The organism is Streptomyces sp. NPDC048751 (genome assembly GCF_043198595.1).
In the GTDB taxonomy this organism is placed as follows: domain Bacteria; phylum Actinomycetota; class Actinomycetes; order Streptomycetales; family Streptomycetaceae; genus Streptomyces.
Genome location: NZ_JBICUX010000016.1, coordinates 42,296 through 59,206, shown reverse-complemented (window position 1 = coordinate 59,206; position 16,911 = coordinate 42,296). Strand labels below are relative to the sequence as shown.

Here is a 16,911-nt window from a genome sequence, read left to right as displayed (position 1 = left end):
GTCCTCCGGTCGAGTGTCGTCGATTCGCCCGAATGACGGCCTCGGCACGCCGGTCGTATGCGTCCGACCCGCACAACGTTCCCGGCGCTCATACGACAAGCGGGTCACTTCCGTCCACGAGATGAACTCGGACAGTCCTTTCGTCGGATTGAGAGGAAATCTCACCGGACACCCATCGAATTCCGGCCACGCGCCATCCACACCGGTCCGCCGTGAAAAAAGGGCGGACCGGTTGGAGGCATGCCCGTCAGTGGGCGCCGGTATGTTGTCCCTGACTTGCGGGAACGTGAAATCGGGGGACACGGTGGACGTTCGTCTTCTGGGGCCGGTCGAAGTGTCGAGCGGCGGTACTCGGATTCCGCTGAACGGTGCCAAACCGACGGCGATACTCGCCGCCATGGTCGTCCATCTCGGTGAGGTGCTCTCCGCCGAGCGGCTGGTCGACCTGGTCTGGGAGGAGGAGCCACCCGCCACCGCGCGGGCCCTCGTCGCCACGCACGTCTCGGGACTGCGCCGCGCGCTGGCCGGCACGGCGGGCGGCGAGGCCATCCGCACCCGCTCCCCGGGGTACGTCGCGGAACTGCCCCCCTCCGCCGTGGACGCGCGGCGCTTCGAGGACGCGTTCGCCGCCGGCCGCGCAGCGGCGCTCGCCGGGCGGGCCGAGGAAGCCGTCGACATCCTGCAGGCGGCGTCCCGGCTGTGGCGCGGGCAGGACGCCCTGGAAGGCCTCGGCCAGTCCTTCGCCCGTGTCGAGGCCATGCGCCTGGCGGAACTCCGCCTGGAGGCACAGGAGTACCGCTTCACCGCCGAACTGGCCCTGGACCGGCGGACGGACCTGGTCGCCGAACTCGTCGCCCACGTCGCCGCCCACCCCCTGCGTGAGCGCCCACGCGGCCAGCTGATGACCGCGCTGTTCCGCACCGGCCGGGTGGCCGACGCGCTGCGCTGCTACGAGGAGGGCCGCCGCCTCCTGCGTTCCGAGCTGGGCATCGACCCCGGTCAGGAACTGCGCACCCTGCACCAGGCCCTGCTCCGCGCGGACACGACCGTGCTGGGGGAAACCCCGGCCCGCCGCGGGACCACACCCACGCCCGCGGGCCCCGCACCCACGGAACGACCGGGCCCCGCGAGCGTGCGGAGCGAGAACACCACGCTCCCTCACCCGCGACAGCACCGTCCCGAACCGCCCTACGACGACACGGACCGCCCGGCGCCGACCCAACTCCCGCCCGACGTCGCCGACTTCGTCGGACGCGAGGAACAGATCGCCTGGGCGACCGCCCTCCTCGAGCAGGTGCGGGACCCGCGGCGCACCGCGCCGCCCATCGGCGTCATCTCCGGCCGGTCGGGCACCGGCAAGACCGCCCTGGCCGTCCACGTGGGCCACCGCACCGCCGCGCTCTTCCCCGACGGACAGCTCTTCGTCGACCTGCGGGCCTCGGACTCCGAACCCGTACGCACCGCGGACGCCCTCGCCCGGCTGCTGCGCGCCCTCGGCGTGGACTCCGACACCCCGACCCACGACGAGGAGGACCTCCTCGGGCTCTACCGCACGCACATCGCACGGCGCAGGGTCCTGCTCATCCTCGACAACGCCGTGAGCGAAGCGCTGCTGCGCCCCCTGCTGCCCCCGGGCGGCGGCTCGGCCGTGCTGATCACCGGTCGCCGCCGACTGGTCGCACTCGAAGGCGCCGCCCACCTCGATCTGGGCGTCCCCTCCGAGGCGGAGGCCCTGGACCTGCTGGCCCGCGTGGCCGGCCCGGCACGGCCCGGCACGGAACCCGGCCAGGCCTCCGAGATCGTCGCGCTGTGCGGACGCCTGCCCCTCGCCGTCCGCGTCGCCGGCGCCCGCCTCGCCGCCCGCCCCCACTGGACACCGTCGCGGCTCGCGGCACGGCTGCGCGACGAACGCCGCCGCCTGGACGAACTCCAGGCCGGCGACCTGGAGGTGCGCGCCAGCCTCGGGCTCGGCTACGCCGACCTCGACGCCCAGGAGCAGCGCGCGTTGCGGCGCCTGGCCCTGATGGACCTGCCCGACTTCGCCGCGTGGGTCGCCGCACCACTCCTCGACGTGAGCGCCGACGACGCGGAGGACGCGGTCGAACAACTCGTCGACTGTCACTTCGTGGAGGTCGTGCGCACCGACGAGACGGGCAGTACGCGCTACCGCATCCACGACCTCGCGCGCGAGTACGCCCGCGAACGCTGTCTGGCCGACGAGGACCGGCAGGACAGGGAGGCGGCGATACTGCGCCTGGTGGACCGCTGGCTGACCATGTCCCGCAGTGCGGCGGCCCACAGCCCGGGCGGCGCGTCGAGACTCCTCTCGCCCACCACGACGAACGAGCCGAAGCGACAGGCGGGCGAACCGACACGACCGGCGTACGACGGGAAGGGGCCCGCCGACGATCCGACCGCGTGGTTCGCGGCCGAACAGCGGTGCCTGCTCGCCGCGGTCACCCACTGCGCGGAACACGGGATGCTCGACGCCGCGCGCGAGCTGGCCGCCGCCCTCATGGCCGCCTCCGCCGCGCTCTACAACCAGTTCGACGCCTGGTCCCGCTCGCACGACGTGGCCCTGGAAGCCGTGCGCCGCGGCGGGGACGTGGAGGGCGAGGCCTGGCTGCTCAACGGGCTCGGCCAACTCCGCCTGGAACAGGACCGCTTCGACGAGGGACACGCCTTCTTCGCTGCGGCACTGCGCCTGTTCGAGGAGCAGGACGTACGCCGCGGCCGCGCGGACGCCCTGGCCGGCATGGGCGCCGCCCGCCGCGAACAGGCCCGCTTCGCCGAAGCCCTGACCCTGCTGACCTCGGCGCTCGAGCACTACCGGGAGCCGGAGGACACCGCCGCCATGGCCCACGTCCTGTACGGCATCGGCTGTGTGTACCGGGACCAGGGCCGCCACGAGGAGGCGTGGGACGCGCTGACCCGCTCACACCGGCTGTTCGTGACCGCACACGACCGGCACGGTCAGGCACTCGCCCTGCGCTCCCTCGGCCTGTGCCACCGGGCGCGGGGCGACCTGCCGAGCGCGGAGGCCCTGCTGCGGCAGTCCCTCGGCATCTTCGAGGAGACGGGCGACGCCTTCGGCATCATGTACGCGAACCAGTCCCTGGCCAAGGTCGAGTTCCGCCAGGGCCGTATGCCCGAGGCCCGGCGGCGCCTGGACCAGTGCCTGGAGATCACCCGCGAGCGCCAGGACATGTTCGGAGAGGCCCTCGTCCTGCGCACCCTCGGCGAATGGCACCTCGCCGCCTCCGACTGGGAACCCGCGACCGAGACCCTGCGACAGGCCCTCGCCCTGTGGGAAAAGCTGGACCTGCCCCTGTGGCGTGCCCGCACCCTCCGGGACCTGGGCTCCGTCCAACTGGCCAGGGGAGACACGTCAACAGGACGGGACCTACGTCAGGAGGCACTGCGCATCTTCCGCGAACTCGGCAGCCGCGAGGCACTGGAGGCTTCGTAGGTCCCGTGGGCCCCAAAGGGCCGGAGTCATACGTGGAGTCATCCGTGGCGGACATCCGTGAAGAGCGGCTCGTAGGGCTCGCCCTCCGGCGTGAAGATGAGGACGTAGTCCTCGCCGGCTCCGGTGACGACCTCACGCAGACGGGCCAACACCACGGCCTCGCCCGGCAGTTCCAGGCCGAGGGCAGCGGCGGCCCGCTCCTGCCGGGCCGCGAGGTCGGGCATGTCCTCCAGGTATACCGCGGCGAGTTCCCGGCTCTCCTCCACCGTGAAGTCCTGGAAGCTGTGCCACCAAGGTGCTGTCAGAAGAAGCCTCAGCAACTCGGGCAGGCCGATGGCGACGAGCGCCGCGCCCCCTTCGGAGTCCGCGTACAGGACGGGACGTTCCTCGCCGCCCTCCCCGCAGAAGAAGAAGGTCCCCCCTGCCCCGTCACCCGCGAACCCCTCCAGCACGGCCCCGGACGCGAGATGCACCTCCTCAAGGTGGTCACCTCGGTCGAGGTCGAAATCGCCCGGCCAGGAGAGGAAGGCGACGACATCGTCGTGGCTGCGGATGGAGCTGATCAGCGACATGCGCGGCACTCTAACGGCAGGCACCGACAGTGCGTTCGTAGTGCGGGGCGCGCGGGCCGTGCTGCCCGCGCGCCAGGATCGGAGGGTCAGACGACGGAGTGGACGAGCTGGCTGGTCAGCTCGTAGCGGGCGCCTGCGACGAGGAGTTGACCGCTCGCCACCTTCGCCGCGAGATCGGGCTCCGCGGCGAGCCGGGAACGGACGGCCCGTACGTTGGCGTCGATGGTCGCGTCGACGCGCGCGGCGCCCTCCTTCGTACGGTCGATCGAGGGGCGTATCTGGTCGGCCAGGTACTGGATGTGGGCGGGCAGCCGCCCGCCGGACGCGTCCGCCTCGACCGCCGCCTTCACGGCACCGCACGACTGGTGCCCGAGCACCAGCACCAGCGGTATACCGAGTTCGAGCACCCCGTAGGCGACGCTGCCGATGACGGCCTCGTCCAGGACCTCGCCGGCGCTGCGCACGGTGAGAAGGTCACCCAGACCCTGGTCGAAGACGAGCTCCGGAGGAACACGGGAGTCCACGCAGCCGAGCACCACTGCGAACGGATGCTGACCGGACGTCAGGGCGGTTCGTATCGCGGGTGCTTCGTCCGGGTGCCTCTCCCGGTAGGTGCGCCAGCGCCGGTTGCCCGCGGCCAGCTCCCGCAGAGCCTCTGCCGGGGTGCTGGGCCGGTGCTGCGGTCGGGCAGGGGTGGCGGCGGAGGCGGGAGCCGCGCCCAGGGAGATGCCGGCGCCGACGGCCGTGGCGCCGGTCAGCCCGGCCCGCAGGAGGGCTCGCCGGGGCGTGGCAGTGGATGCGGTCGGCACAGGGCCGACGGATCTGTGGGGGTGACGTCAGAGTTCACGGAGAGGAACGTATGTCCGAGCGCATGCCCAGGACTTCGCGTTGCCGAACGATGGGAAAGCATGGCGAATCCAAGATCATGCATTGCCCACTTCTTGGTTCTCTCCAGTACCTCCCTTGACCCTCGCGCGAGTCACAGGGCGCAGGGCACGCGCTCCGGGGCCGACCACGGTCACGGTGGCGGTCGCCCCATCGCGGCATGATCCATGCCCGAGGGACGCCGACGACGGGACGGGGGACGACGGCGACGGGACGGGGGACGAACGGCGACGGGACGGGGGACGACGGCGACACGGGCGGGATACGACCCCCGCGCCGTGCCGCCGTCGTCAGCGCGGGCTCAGCAGCGCGTGCTGGAGTAGCCCCCCACGGGTGCCGGGTCACCGGCCCGGCGCACGGTGCCCACCCCGGCCGTGCACTCCGCGACCGTGCTGGTGCCGTTCGACCAGAACTCCTGGACGGTGGTGTTGGTCCAGGACCGCTTGCCCAGGACCTCGTCCTGCGAAGCGCTGTAGACGGCGGCGGTCACGTCGTAGTCCCCGGCGGTGTCGCGGAAGCTGTCCCAGACCCAGACGTAGCCGTAGTTCTTGGCGCAGGACGGCGAGTAGAACTGCTTGACGGACGCGATGGTCGTGCCGTTGCGCTTGACGTACCCGGTGCTGCCGATCTGGTACGCGTCCGCGCACACCCCCGCGGCCTGCGCCCGGGTGCTCGCCGGATTCCCCGCCGCGGACGGCGCGGTGGACGCGGCCGACGGCGCGGTGCGGGCACCCGGCGCGGGAGCCGGCCCGGACCCGGCGGAGGCGATGCCGGCCGGGACGAGTACGAAGGCGCAGGTGAGCGCGGCTGCGGCGGTCTTCAGGTAACGCATGTGGTCGGTTCCCCCTGATGGTCGTCGGTCCCTGCCGGGACACTTCGCTCGAAGCGGTGATTCCGGATGTCCCGGAACCTTTCGGACGTGTGGTGAGACCCGTGGGGCCCTCAGAGGGTTGTACGCCGCGCGGTGGGGACGTCACGGACCGCCGCGATCGAGGCCAGGAAGTCGTCGAGCAGGGCGGTCTGTACGTCCTCCGGGAACCGGCCGGGGTCGAAGAGCGCCTGGACGACGAGCCCGTGGACGAACGCGACGGCGCCTGCGGCGAGTTGCTCCGGATCGGCGGCGTCGGGCAGCTCGCCCAGGCCCCGCGCGGCTTCGAGGTGTGGGCGGATCGCCGCCCGCAACCGGGTGTAGCGGTCGGCCTGTTCCGCGGCCAGCCCGTCGTCGGCGAGGGCCAGATCCCAGGAGCTGACCCAGATGCGGTTACGGGCGGTGTCGTCGGCCGTCAGCGGCAGGATGTCGAGCAGCATGGCGCGCACGGTGGCGAGCCCCTCGGCCGGACGCTCACGGCGGGGACGCTCCGCGGTGCGCCTCTCCAGCAGGTCCAGGGCGTGCGCGATCAGGGCCCGCTTGGTCGGGAAGTAGTGCATGAGCATCCCGGTCGAGACGCCCATCGCGGAGGCCACGGCGCGCAGGGTCAGCCCGCCGAACCCCTTCTCGGCCAGTACCTGCCACACCGCCTCGGACACGTCCTCGCGGCGGGCGTCACGGTCTCCAGGAGCGGGTGGCATGCTGCTACCTTACATACCGAACGCTTGTTACGTACCTTCCACATCGCAGGGATCGAGGTATCCGTGTTCACACTGCCGCTCGGCGACACCGCTCAGCTCCGCCCCCTGGAGCCCTGGCATGCGCGGGAGTTCCTCGCCCACATCGACCGCGCCCGCCCCAACGTGGACCCGTGGATACCCTGGGCGACCCTCAGCACCGACCTCGACTCCGCCACCGCCGTCCTCCAGCGCTACGCCGACAACCAGGCCGCCGACACGGCACGGATCTACGGGATCTGGCTGGACGGCACACTGGTCGGCGGCGTGATGTTCACCCGCTTCGACGGCGCCTCCGGCGTGTGCGAGATCGGCTGCTGGCTGGAGGCGGCCGGGGAGGGCCGCGGGCTGGTGACCCGGGCCTGCCGGGCGTTGATCACCTGGGCCTTCGAGGAACGCGGGATGAGCCGCGTCGAATGGTGGGTCGCGGCGGGCAACACCCGCAGCGCCGAGGTCGCCCGCCGACTCGGGATGACGCGCGACGGCGTACTGCGTCGACGCTATCCGTACCAGGGTGTCCGCCACGACAGCGAGATCTGGTCCGTCCTCGACGAGGAGTGGTCAGCCGAGCGGGAGACACCCGCGCCCGACACCCGCGCCGAACTCGACCGCCTCACGCGAGCCTTCTTCAGCGCCTTCACCAACACAGGCGGCAGTCGGCCGAACGTCGACATCATCCGGGAGGTGTTCATCCCGCAAGGAATGATCATCAAGAACCTCGGGTCCGACCCCGTGGTCTACGACCTGGAGGCGTTCATCGAGCCCCGCGAGAAGATCCTCACCGACGGCACACTCACGGAGTTCTCCGAATGGGAGGTCGCCGACCGCACCGAGGTCTTCGGGTCGATCGCGCACCGGTTCAGCGAGTACCGCAAGTCGGGCTACCTCGACGGTGAGTGGTTCGAGAGCTCCGGCCACAAGACCACCCAGTTCGTCCGTACGCCGGCCGGCTGGAGGATGAGCTCGATGGCCTGGGACGACGTGTAGACACGACAAGAGCGCCACCTCGACTCCGAGGAGGCGCTCTTCTTACGGCTTACGGCTTACGGCTTACGGTTTACGCCTTACGCCTTACGCGCGAGACCGCCGTGCTCGGCGACGAGTTCCGGGGCGGGGGAGTCGGGGTCCGGACGCCAGAAGGGAACCGACACCACTCCCGGCTCCAGCAGCTCCAGGCCGTCGAAGAACGCGGTGATCTCGTCGACGGTACGCAGGTTGTAGGGGACCGCGCCGCTCTCGTTGTAGGCGTCCTGCGCCCGCTCGAAGACCGGGTCGATGCCCCGGGAACCGTCGTTGATGGACAGGTAACTGCCGGACGGCAGCGCGTCCATCAGCCGCGTCACGATGGAACGGGCCTGCTCACGGTCGGCGACGTGCCCCAGGATGTTGCTCAGGATGAGGGCGGTGGGACGGCTGAAGTCCAGCGTCTCGGCCGCGGCCTTGAGGATGCGGTCCGTGTCCAGGACGTTGGCGTCGACGTAGGCCGTCGCGCCCTGGGGCGTCGAGTAGAGCAGGGCGCGGGCGTGTGCCAGGACCATCGGGTCGTTGTCGACGTAGACGATCCGGGTCTCCGGGGCGATCCGCTGCGCGACCTCATGGGTGTTGTCGGCGGTCGGCAGCCCCGTACCGACGTCCAGGAACTGCCGGATGCCCGCCTCGGCGACCAGGTACGTGATGTTGCGGCGCAGGAAGGCGCGGCTGCTGCGGGCGATGGTGACGATGCCGGGGAAGACCGCGGTGTACGCGTCGCCGGCCTCCTCGTCGACGGGGTAGTTGTCCTTCCCGCCCAGCCAGTAGTTCCAGATCCGGGCCGAGTGCGGCACCGACGTGTCGATCTTCTGATGCACCGCTGGTCCTGGCGTGCTCGCGTGGTCGGTCATGAGTCGCGTCCGTCTTTCAGCCGAGGCGTCGATAGTTCAATGCACAACTTACGCCCCAACGACCCGGGTACGTACACCAGTTCACGCTTCTGTCGGATTAGAGCGGCGATTTCGTGACCGCCGGGGTCGTCCAGCGTGCTGCGTGACAGGTCACGGCGGTGCGGCTGAAGACGGGTGAAGGCGTCGGTCGGACGGGGGAGGAGACCGACGGTGCGGTCGGCGTTGCCCGCTTGGAAGTGCGGGGTGTCGGGCGTGACCATGGTCTCCCGGGATACACCGCCTGCAAGGACGGACACCGCACCGCTGGAGGAACACGAACGTGCCGGAGATCAACGCCTTCACCGACCGGCTGAACCCCGACATGTGCGTCGTGACCGCTGCGGCGGGCGACGAGCGGGCGGGCTGCCTGGTGGGGTTCGCATCGCAGTGCTCCATGCGACCGGTGCGGTTCGTGGTGTGGCTGTCGAAAGTGAACCGGACCTACGAAGTGGCCGCTGCCGCCGACCTTCTCGCCGTACACCTGTTGACACCGCAACAGTTCGAGCTCGCGGCCCTGTTCGGGGGCGTGAGCGGTGACCGGGTGGACAAGTTCGCGCACACCCCCTGGACAGTGGGGTACGGCGGGGCGGTCGTCCTGCAGGAGGCGGCCGCGTGGTTCATCGGCACGATCGAGCAGCGGATCGACGGGGGCGATCACGTCGGCTTCGTCCTGGACCCGGTGCAGTGCGGCGAGCGGGAGAAGTCCGAAGGACAACCACTCCTGCGCCTCGCGGACACCCTCACGATCGACCCCGGCCACCCGGTGGACTGAACCGCCGCGGAGGCGTGAACCGCTCGCCCCGCCGGGGTCGTTCCCGCGCCGCCGGACTCGAGCGGAACGGGCCGACCGCCACCGGCTACCAGCCCAGTAGTGCCTCGCCGAGAGCCAGGCCGGTGGCCGCGAGCCACTCCTCCTGCACGTCCCGGTTCTTGGTCCCGATGGAGAGGTAGACACCGTGAGTGCCCTGCGCCGGCTCGGCGGATTGGGAGGTCCAGACACTGTTGAGGCACAGCTGGACACCGCACAGCTTGCTGGAGGGCAGTCCGTGCAGCGCGGCATACCAGTTCACGTCGAAGGACAGCGGGCCGACGTCCGCGACCAGGGCGTCGATGTCGGCCTCCCTGCAGGTGTCCAGGTCGGAGAGCACGAGGGGCGGCCAGGCTTCCCGCAAGGGTTGCAGGCATATCTCCGCCGGAAGCGGCCAGAGCCCCGCGAGTTCGGGTGTCAGCTCCACCTGGACCTCGTACGGACTCTCGCCGCGCGGCACGCCCAGCGCGTGCAGCCGCGTCCAGAAGTCCTCCAGGCCCGTCTCCGGAAATCGAAAACCGTCGTGTGTCTGGAAGTAGCCCTCGCGGAAGAACCTGATCGCGTGGGCGTATTGCTCCGCCGTGATGACCGAGCCGATCTCGGGGGGTTCCGGATCGTCCACCCAGTCGGCGAACTCTTCCAGAAGCTCACGTGCGCGACGCAGAGCGCTCTCCGCGTCCGGCAGCGGTTCCAGGACCTCGTACAACAGCGACATTCCCACCGGCGACCTCCGCGGGCAGCCTAACGGCAACCGAACAGCCCCCTCACCTCGTTTGACCCGCCGTCGACCGCGGTCAGCTCGTCCGGCATTCCCTTCCGGGCTGTTCGGTCGGGCCGGGCTCGCAGCGAAGCGGCACCCGGTCCGGCCCACGGTGACCGGGTAGGGCAAACCCGAAGACGGATTCGGGGGACAGCCCCGGTGATCTTGGGCTCGAAGGGCGCTGGAATCTCCTCATCACTCATTTCACCGAGGAGATCCCTGATGAATCCGGCAAGGCCGCGACCGTGGAAGAAGACCGGACGGCGAGGCCCAATCGCGGCCACCACGGCGCTGCTCACCACGCTGGCTGTCTCCGTGGCAGTCGTATCTGCGGTGTCCGCCGTCGCACACGAGGACACCCGGCAGAAGCAACCCACCGCCGAGCGGACGGGGCCGGTGTGGACCGGAGCATGGGGCACGGCCGTGCAGCAGCCCGTCGCGGGCAGCGAGGACTGGGGCCCCAACTGGTCGCGGCAGGGCTTCGCCGACCAGTCCGTACGCCAAGTGGTCCGCTTCGCAACCGGCGGCTCCGCGTTGCGGATCCGGCTGTCCAACGCCTACGGCACCACGCCGCTGCGGATCACCGCCGCGACCGTCGCCCGGTCGGCAGGGGACGCGCAGGTCTGGCCGGGCACAGCACGCGAGCTGACCTTCGGCGGCCGCCAGAGCACCACCATCGCCCCCGGGCGCGAGCTCGTGAGCGATGCCGGGAGCCTCAGCACCTCCCCGTTGGAGAAGCTGACCGTCACCCTCTACTTCGCCGACCGCACCGGCCCGGCCTCCTTCCACCGGTTCACCACCGCCACCTCGTACCGAGCCGCCGGACGCCACCTGTCCGATGTGGCGGGCGACCCGTTCAAGGAATCCACGAACGCCTGGTACTTCCTGACCGGGGTCGAGGTGTCCGGCGCTGCCTCCCCACGGCGCGGCACCGTGGTCGCCTTCGGCGACTCACTCATCGACGGGACCGGCGCCACGCCCGGCGCCGACAACCGCTTCACGGACAAACTCGCCGAACGCCTCGTCGCCGCCCGCCGCCCGCTGGACGTGGTCAACGCCGGCATCGGCGGAAACCGGATCCTCAACGACTCGCCCTGCTACGGGGACAAGGCCACCGACCGCTTCCCACGCGACGTACTGGGCCGGCCCGGCGTGCGCACCGTGATCATTCATCTGGGCGCCAACGACATCGGTGCCCCTCAGATGGGCGACCCCTGCATGGGTTCCGCGCCCGCGGTGACCGCAGGTCAGATCATCGAGGCCCACAAACAACTGATCCGTGCGGCCCACGCCCACGGCGTCAAGGCCGTCGGCGCCACCATCCTGCCCATGAAGGGCGCCCTCTTCCCCGTCTACAGCGAACAGGGCGAGAAGGTGCGGACCTCCGTCAACCACTGGATTCGCACCAGCGGCGCGTACGACGCCGTCCTCGACGTCGACCGCGCCCTCGCCAACCCCGTCGATCCCGCCCTGCCACGCCCCGGCTACGTCTTCCAGGACGGCCTGCACCCGAACGAAGCAGGCTTCCACGCCATCGCCTCCGCCATGGACCTCGACGCCCTCTGAGGAGTGGAGGAAGCGTGCCGGTGGCGGTGGCTCAGCAGCCGACAGTGAAGCGGCGGTTGAGGTGTCGCGGCTCGTCGATCTCGTCGACGAGGGCGGCGGCGTAGTCCTCGTAGGAGATGCGGGCCTCGCCGTCGTCTCCGCTGGCGCCGCCGCCCATGTGGATGACGCGCGGGCCGGCCGGGCCCAGGGCGCGGACGGCCGCAGCGGCAGTTGCAACGGCGTCGGTGTACAGGGCGGGGTCCGGGCCCCCGACGGTCAGCACCAGCGCGTCGGCGTCGTCGGCGACGGCGGCGACCGTCCGTGGGTCGGTGACGTCGCCGGCGATCGCGCGGACCCCCTCGGGGAGGGCCGTCAGCGCATCGACGTCACGGGCGATCGCGGTGACCTGGTGGCCGCGTCCGGCGGCCTCGACGACGACGCGGGAGCCGGCCTTCCCGGCAGCTCCGAACACGACGATCCTGTTCATCGGGTGTCTCCTTTCGGTGGGGGTTTCCTCGGGATGGTGCGACGAGGCTCGGGCAGGTGCCTCGTTCCCCACGGTCCTCGCAAACCAGCAGGCAGGCGAGGTGCGGCGAAGACGTGTCGTGGTCAAAAGCGGCCATCGGAGCCGCCTCAACGTTGAGCGGAACAGACGGAAGCCTGAGGTGGGGGAGGTCGGGGAGGCGTGCGGGCGGACGCTCGGGCGTAGGGTGGACACGATTTCGGATCAATGCCACAAGTTTTCGAAAACCTGGTGGATCCGCTCGCGCAGGAGGTCAAACAGGGGAGGCCGACCGTGCTGACCGTAGTCCGCGAACAGCTTGGCCAAGCTCTGTTCCGCCGTGTCGCCGGCCCCGGCGGCCCGGCGACACGTGTCCGCATCCACCACACCCCTGGCCCGCGCTGGTTCGGACCGGACCGCCCGATCCGCACCGTCCACGGCGATGCCTCGATGTTCATCGGCGGGCTGAGCGCACTGCTGCTGCAGTCCCTGCACCCGCTCGCCATGGCGGCGGTGGCCGGGCACTCCGGTTACCGCGGCGACCCCTGGGGCCGACTGCAGCGAACCAGCACCTTCCTGGCCGTGACGACGTACGGCACCGCTGCGGACGCCCAGCAGGCCGTCGACCACGTCCGGGGCATCCACGAGCGGATCCGCGGCACGACGGCCGAGGGGCTGCCGTACCACGCGGCCGACCCGCACCTTCTCGGCTGGGTGCACGCGGCCGAGACGGACAGTTTCCTGCGCGCCCACCAGCGCTACGGGGCCGACCCGCTGGACACCGCCGGCTACGACGCCTACGTCGCCGACACCGCCCGCGTCGCCGAGGCCCTGGGGGTGCTCGACCCACCCCGGGACCGCCGTGAGCTGTCCGAACGCCTCGCCGCCTACCGGCCCGAGCTGCGGGCCACCCCCGAGGCCCGCGCCGCCGCCCGCTTCCTGCTGCTCCGCCCTCCACTGCCCCTCGCGGCACGACCGCTCTACGCCGGACTGGCCGCGAACGCCGTCGCCCTGCTCCCGCCCTGGGCCCGGGTCATGCTCTGGCTGCCCCGCCTCCCCGTCGTCGAAGACATCGCCGTACGCCCCGCGGGCCACGCACTGACCAGGACCATCCGCTGGGCCATGACCCCGCAACCGCGGCCGAGCACGGACTGACCCGCACCGGCCCGGGGGGACCGATGCCGAGCTTCGAGGCCGACGCGATCAGGACGAGGCCGGCCCTGACCGGCTCGGCTGCGGGAGGCTGCCGGGCGCCGGGTCGGAGCCGGTGAAATAGTTCGCGTCCTTGGGGCGCGCGGCGTCCTGGCCGCTGGGTCGGGGAGCCGGCTCCAGGTGGGGTATGTACTTGGAGCAGTGGATGTAGGCCTCCTCGACGCTCACCTGGACCCACATCTCGGGGCTGCGCCCAGGCGCGACATCGGTGGGCAGGCCGGGATGGACGGAGCGCAGGCCCGCGTCGGTGTACAGCTGGGCCGTGCCGTTCACGTGGAGCCCCACGTGGTGGTGCGTGAAGTCCAGGAAGAGCATGCCGAGGTGCGGGTTCTCCGTCATGTTGCCGGCGCTGGCGAGCACACCGTTCCCGCGGAATTCGGGGTATGCGAGCGTATGATCGTCGATCACGTGGACGAATCCCGGCGGCCCGGCGCGGAAGCTGGCATCACATTCTCCGTGCGCGTCGGCGGTGGCCAGGAAGACCATGGCCTGGCGGCCGATGAAGTCCCGCATCTCAAGCGTGAGACAGGGGCGGACCTGTTGGTCGTAGAAACGGGCGGCACGGTCGGCGGTGCCCAGTTGCTGTTGCAGGCGGTGTTCACCTGCTGAACCGAAGGGCTGCGGGGGGAAGGTCACGTGCGTTCTCCTGGCGGGACGGGCAAGCGGTTGGCTCAGGGAAGGGACAGAACAGGCGTCTCGAACGGGTCGTGATGGATGCGCTCGGGCGAGGTGCCGCCCAGCGTGAGCGTCTCGGTGGCGGCGACGACCATCGATGCCGGGCCGCTGAGATAGACGTCGTGCTGGAACCACGGCCCGTACTCGGCCAGCACCTCCGGCAGGGACCCTCTGATCCCGGGGACGTACTCCTCGGAGACCGCACCCCTGATGCTCAGCCAGTGGTGCCGCTGGGCCATGCGGAGCATGTCGTCGAACCCGTACAACTCGGCGCCGGTGCGGGCGCCGAGGAAAAGGTCGACCCGGTAGCGCTCGCCGCGCCGGGCCACTTCCTCCACCAGAGCGCGGATCGGCGCGAGACCGGTGCCGCCGGCCACACACAGCAGGTCGCTGTAGGCGGCCGCGTCCAGGACCATGTCTCCCAGCGGGGGCCCGAGTTGGATCACGTCGCCCACCGCGGCCCGGTGCACCAGAGCGTTGCTGACGCAGCCGCCGGCCACCGCGCGGACGTGGAAGGTGAGGGTGCCGTCCTCACGGGGCGCGTTGGCGGGGGAGTAGTAGCGCCACAACTTCGGCCACCAAGGCGTCTCGACGCTCACGTACTGCCCGGCGGCGTACTCGTAGGGCATGTGGGGGCGTACGGTGATTTCGACGATGCCGTGTCCGCGCGGGACACGATGTACGACCGTGGCGGGCCACACGGCGGGCCGAACCGCCTCGTCCTCCTCGGCGGCACTGATCATGACGTCGGCGACCACGCCGTACGCCTTGGCCCAGGCGGCGGCGATGTCCGCGGTCCACGCGGGGCCGGCGTAGCGGGCCAGGGAGGCGAGAAGGCACTCGCCGACGGCCGGGAAGTGGGCGCGGAGCGTGCCGAACTTGCGGTGATCACGTCCGAGATGTCCGCAGAAGCGCACCAGACCCTCAGGGTCGTCCACGAGGTCCACGATGTGCAGCAGCGCGCGCAGCAGACGGCCGCGCTGGGTGTCCATTCCCGGCGGGAACAGATGACGGACCTCGGGGTGGCGGGCGAAGAGGATCGCGTAGAAGTAGACCGTCATATCTGCGGCGAACGGCTCGACCACCGACACGGAGGCGCGTATGAGGTCTTGCTCGTGGGCCGACAGAGGGGGCTCGACGACCTCGGGCTCCATGTCATGTACCGCCGGGGCTGGGACCGAGCGCTCCGGGAACGGCCGGGCGGATGCGCTGCTCGAGCGGTTGATCCGGAATCTCAATGAACCGGCGCTTCCCCGTCCGTCGTCCGGGATGGCCTCCCGTCGGCGGACCGCCGGTCGGCATCATTCAGGGGGCCGAGCCCCCGAAGCACGCACTGGGCGGGGCCTTGAGGGAGTCTTCGTCTCAGGAGAGCGGCGATCGGAGCATCGGCATCGGCGAGCATGAGACCTCATCGGGACGGCAGCGTCGAAACGGATCGAACAATTCCGGACGCTACATGACCATGTGGGTGACTCAAAAGTAACTCTCGTCATACGACCGCACTGGCCACCGGCGTCTTCACCGACCGCGCCCCGTGCCGGGAGAACCGGCGAACCGCGCCGCACAGCAGTCTTCCACCAACACGACGGCGACCGCTACGTCTTGGTGACCTCCCCTCGCGTCAGGGCGGGGACGTCGTCGATGGCGGAGCGTGACCGTGCCGATCCGGGCGGGGACCCGAAGCGCGCTGAGGAAGAAGCCGTCGCCAGCGCTGTTTTCGGCCATGGGACGGACGTACTCCTCCAGTACGGACACGCTCGGCTCCGGCTCACCCGTGATCGACCACAGTGACGCGGCCGAGCGTCGGTGGCCAGGCCGGCTCGTCCGCCCGCTGACAGGCCGAAGCCACTCAGGGCAGTACGGCCGCCAGCAGGTCGGTGCCCAGCGCCGTCAGATCAGGCAGATTGAGGGTGTAACGCACGTAACGACCGTGCCGCCGCGCCGCGAGCAGGCCCGCGCGGCGCAGGACGGCGAGGTGGCGGGAGACCTCCGGGGGTGAGAGTTCCCAGGCGTGGGCCAGCTCACCGGTGGTGTGCGGGCCGCGGGCCAGGGTGCGCAGCAGCCGCAGCCGCACCGGATGCGCCAGTGCGTCCAGCCGTAGTGTGACCGTTTCCAGCGACACCGGCTCCGACGGACTCGGCTCGGCCACCGGGTACTGCACGACCGGCTGCCATCCGGGTGCGTGGACCGCCACCAGGTGCGGCCGGCCGAAGACAGTGGGGATGAAGGTGACCCCGGTGCCGTGGGCGGTGGTCGCCTTGTCCTGCAGCTTGTCCACGATGATGCAGTCGCCGTCCGGTGCCAGGGTGACCGCGCCGGAGACCGACGCGAGTGCCGCCCCGATGCCCCGGCGCTTGAGCAGGTCGTTCTTCAGGCGCAGGTCGGTGGCGAGCTGCACGGTGACGCCGGCCCAGGCCGCGTCGAAGAAGGCCTCGGCGCACTGCTCGAGGGTGTCGCGCACCCGCGCCCGCACGGCGGCCGGGTCCGCGAGCAGCCGTTCCGCGAAGGCCTCTTGCCGCGCGCCGCGAGCCTGGGCCACGTCCAGGGCCCGTTCACGCGCGGCCGCGTCGGTGAGCGGCGACGGCGCGGCGAAGTGGACCCGGTTGCTGCCGCACGTGGTGACGAGCGCAGCGGTCACATACCTCTCGTCATCGATCCGGTCCACGTCGTCCAACTCCTCGGCGAGGGTGGCCCGCGGCCGCCGGGGATCAGGAAGTCGGCTTGTGAGGAACGCCAGAGAAGTCGGCCTCCCGCAACCGCTCGGCCAGCTCCGGCCGCAGCCCGGCCCAGACGTCCCCGGCCCAGGAGGCGAGCTGCGGATGATGCCCGGGTTCGGCCAGCACGTGCAGCATCGCGGTCAGCTCGGCCAGCGGGGACGCGGCGAACCGCGTCGCCCGGGCGGCAGGCCGCTGATGTCGATCCTCAACGTCATTCCGTCATCATCACCGCCCCGACGCCC

The 16,911-nt window shown here is 71.0% G+C and carries 14 protein-coding genes and 1 pseudogene; 5 read left to right on the top strand and 10 right to left on the bottom strand.

From position 1 onward, the window contains the following. Positions 1 to 262: 262 nt before the first annotated feature. Positions 263 to 3,469 carry a BTAD domain-containing putative transcriptional regulator gene (locus ACGFNV_RS38090; RefSeq protein WP_393629084.1) on the top strand — a complete coding sequence of 1,069 codons (3,207 nt, stop codon included), beginning with the start codon at positions 263 to 265 and terminating at the stop codon, positions 3,467 to 3,469. 38 nt (positions 3,470 to 3,507) lie between these two features. Here the strand turns inward: ACGFNV_RS38090 and ACGFNV_RS38085 are convergent, their stop codons facing one another. The 4 genes from ACGFNV_RS38085 to ACGFNV_RS38070 all read right to left on the bottom strand — a co-directional run bounded on the left by ACGFNV_RS38085 (position 3,508) and on the right by ACGFNV_RS38070 (position 6,495). After that, positions 3,508 to 4,041, bottom strand: a complete 534-nt coding sequence (locus ACGFNV_RS38085; protein ID WP_393629083.1) for a hypothetical protein — start codon at positions 4,039 to 4,041, stop codon at positions 3,508 to 3,510. Positions 4,042 to 4,127: 86 nt separating this feature from the next. Beyond that, entirely contained in the window at positions 4,128 to 4,850 is a 723-nt protein-coding gene (locus ACGFNV_RS38080) for a carbonic anhydrase (RefSeq protein WP_393629081.1), read from the bottom strand. 377 nt (positions 4,851 to 5,227) lie between these two features. Then, on the bottom strand, positions 5,228 to 5,758 hold the full coding sequence (locus tag ACGFNV_RS38075; protein ID WP_393629079.1) for a hypothetical protein: 531 nt from the start codon (positions 5,756 to 5,758) through the stop codon (positions 5,228 to 5,230). A gap of 110 nt (positions 5,759 to 5,868) precedes the next feature. Beyond that, positions 5,869 to 6,495 (bottom strand): TetR/AcrR family transcriptional regulator, encoded by a 627-nt coding sequence (locus ACGFNV_RS38070; protein WP_393629077.1) that lies wholly within the window; start codon positions 6,493 to 6,495, stop codon positions 5,869 to 5,871. Between the two features lie 63 nt (positions 6,496 to 6,558). Between ACGFNV_RS38070 and ACGFNV_RS38065 the strand changes: the two genes are divergently transcribed. Next, on the top strand, positions 6,559 to 7,518 hold the full coding sequence (locus ACGFNV_RS38065; RefSeq protein WP_393629075.1) for a GNAT family N-acetyltransferase: 960 nt from the start codon (positions 6,559 to 6,561) through the stop codon (positions 7,516 to 7,518). Between the two features lie 77 nt (positions 7,519 to 7,595). Here the strand turns inward: ACGFNV_RS38065 and ACGFNV_RS38060 are convergent, their stop codons facing one another. Continuing rightward, positions 7,596 to 8,411, bottom strand: a complete 816-nt coding sequence (locus tag ACGFNV_RS38060) for an SAM-dependent methyltransferase (RefSeq protein ID WP_393629073.1) — start codon at positions 8,409 to 8,411, stop codon at positions 7,596 to 7,598. 361 nt (positions 8,412 to 8,772) lie between these two features. On the opposite strand from ACGFNV_RS38060, the gene ACGFNV_RS38055 reads away from it, so the two are divergent. After that, positions 8,773 to 9,222, top strand: a complete 450-nt coding sequence (locus tag ACGFNV_RS38055; protein WP_393629314.1) for a flavin reductase family protein — start codon at positions 8,773 to 8,775, stop codon at positions 9,220 to 9,222. A gap of 85 nt (positions 9,223 to 9,307) precedes the next feature. On the opposite strand, the gene ACGFNV_RS38050 is transcribed toward ACGFNV_RS38055, so the two are convergent. Next, on the bottom strand, positions 9,308 to 9,973 hold the full coding sequence (locus ACGFNV_RS38050) for a hypothetical protein (protein ID WP_393629071.1): 666 nt from the start codon (positions 9,971 to 9,973) through the stop codon (positions 9,308 to 9,310). 360 nt (positions 9,974 to 10,333) lie between these two features. On the opposite strand from ACGFNV_RS38050, the gene ACGFNV_RS38045 reads away from it, so the two are divergent. Beyond that, entirely contained in the window at positions 10,334 to 11,584 is a 1,251-nt protein-coding gene (locus tag ACGFNV_RS38045) for an SGNH/GDSL hydrolase family protein (RefSeq protein ID WP_393629069.1), read from the top strand. Between the two features lie 31 nt (positions 11,585 to 11,615). Here the strand turns inward: ACGFNV_RS38045 and ACGFNV_RS38040 are convergent, their stop codons facing one another. Beyond that, positions 11,616 to 12,050 (bottom strand): NAD(P)-dependent oxidoreductase, encoded by a 435-nt coding sequence (locus ACGFNV_RS38040; RefSeq protein ID WP_393629067.1) that lies wholly within the window; start codon positions 12,048 to 12,050, stop codon positions 11,616 to 11,618. A gap of 309 nt (positions 12,051 to 12,359) precedes the next feature. Between ACGFNV_RS38040 and ACGFNV_RS38035 the strand changes: the two genes are divergently transcribed. Beyond that, positions 12,360 to 13,220, top strand: a complete 861-nt coding sequence (locus ACGFNV_RS38035; protein ID WP_393629065.1) for an oxygenase MpaB family protein — start codon at positions 12,360 to 12,362, stop codon at positions 13,218 to 13,220. Between the two features lie 48 nt (positions 13,221 to 13,268). Here ACGFNV_RS38035 and ACGFNV_RS38030 read toward each other — a convergent pair whose 3' ends face one another. From ACGFNV_RS38030 to ACGFNV_RS38020, 3 genes and pseudogenes are all read right to left on the bottom strand, one after another. Next, positions 13,269 to 13,913, bottom strand: a complete 645-nt coding sequence (locus ACGFNV_RS38030; RefSeq protein ID WP_393629063.1) for a pyridoxamine 5'-phosphate oxidase family protein — start codon at positions 13,911 to 13,913, stop codon at positions 13,269 to 13,271. A 35-nt stretch (positions 13,914 to 13,948) separates the two neighbouring features. Next, complete coding sequence (locus tag ACGFNV_RS38025; protein ID WP_393629061.1) at positions 13,949 to 15,106, bottom strand: globin domain-containing protein; 1,158 nt, start codon at positions 15,104 to 15,106, stop codon at positions 13,949 to 13,951. Between the two features lie 695 nt (positions 15,107 to 15,801). Continuing rightward, a pseudogene (locus ACGFNV_RS38020) lies at positions 15,802 to 16,884 on the bottom strand (DUF5937 family protein). Positions 16,885 to 16,911: the final 27 nt, after the last annotated feature.

Coding starts and splice junctions, on each gene's coding strand:
- ACGFNV_RS38090 (WP_393629084.1), top strand. CDS start 263: ATGTTGTCCCTGACTTGCGGGAACGTGAAATCGGGGGACACGGTGGAC.
- ACGFNV_RS38085 (WP_393629083.1), bottom strand. CDS start 4,041: ATGTCGCTGATCAGCTCCATCCGCAGCCACGACGATGTCGTCGCCTTC.
- ACGFNV_RS38075 (WP_393629079.1), bottom strand. CDS start 5,758: ATGCGTTACCTGAAGACCGCCGCAGCCGCGCTCACCTGCGCCTTCGTA.
- ACGFNV_RS38070 (WP_393629077.1), bottom strand. CDS start 6,495: ATGCCACCCGCTCCTGGAGACCGTGACGCCCGCCGCGAGGACGTGTCC.
- ACGFNV_RS38060 (WP_393629073.1), bottom strand. CDS start 8,411: ATGACCGACCACGCGAGCACGCCAGGACCAGCGGTGCATCAGAAGATC.
- ACGFNV_RS38055 (WP_393629314.1), top strand. CDS start 8,773: ATGTGCGTCGTGACCGCTGCGGCGGGCGACGAGCGGGCGGGCTGCCTG.
- ACGFNV_RS38050 (WP_393629071.1), bottom strand. CDS start 9,973: ATGTCGCTGTTGTACGAGGTCCTGGAACCGCTGCCGGACGCGGAGAGC.
- ACGFNV_RS38040 (WP_393629067.1), bottom strand. CDS start 12,050: ATGAACAGGATCGTCGTGTTCGGAGCTGCCGGGAAGGCCGGCTCCCGC.
- ACGFNV_RS38025 (WP_393629061.1), bottom strand. CDS start 15,106: ATGGAGCCCGAGGTCGTCGAGCCCCCTCTGTCGGCCCACGAGCAAGAC.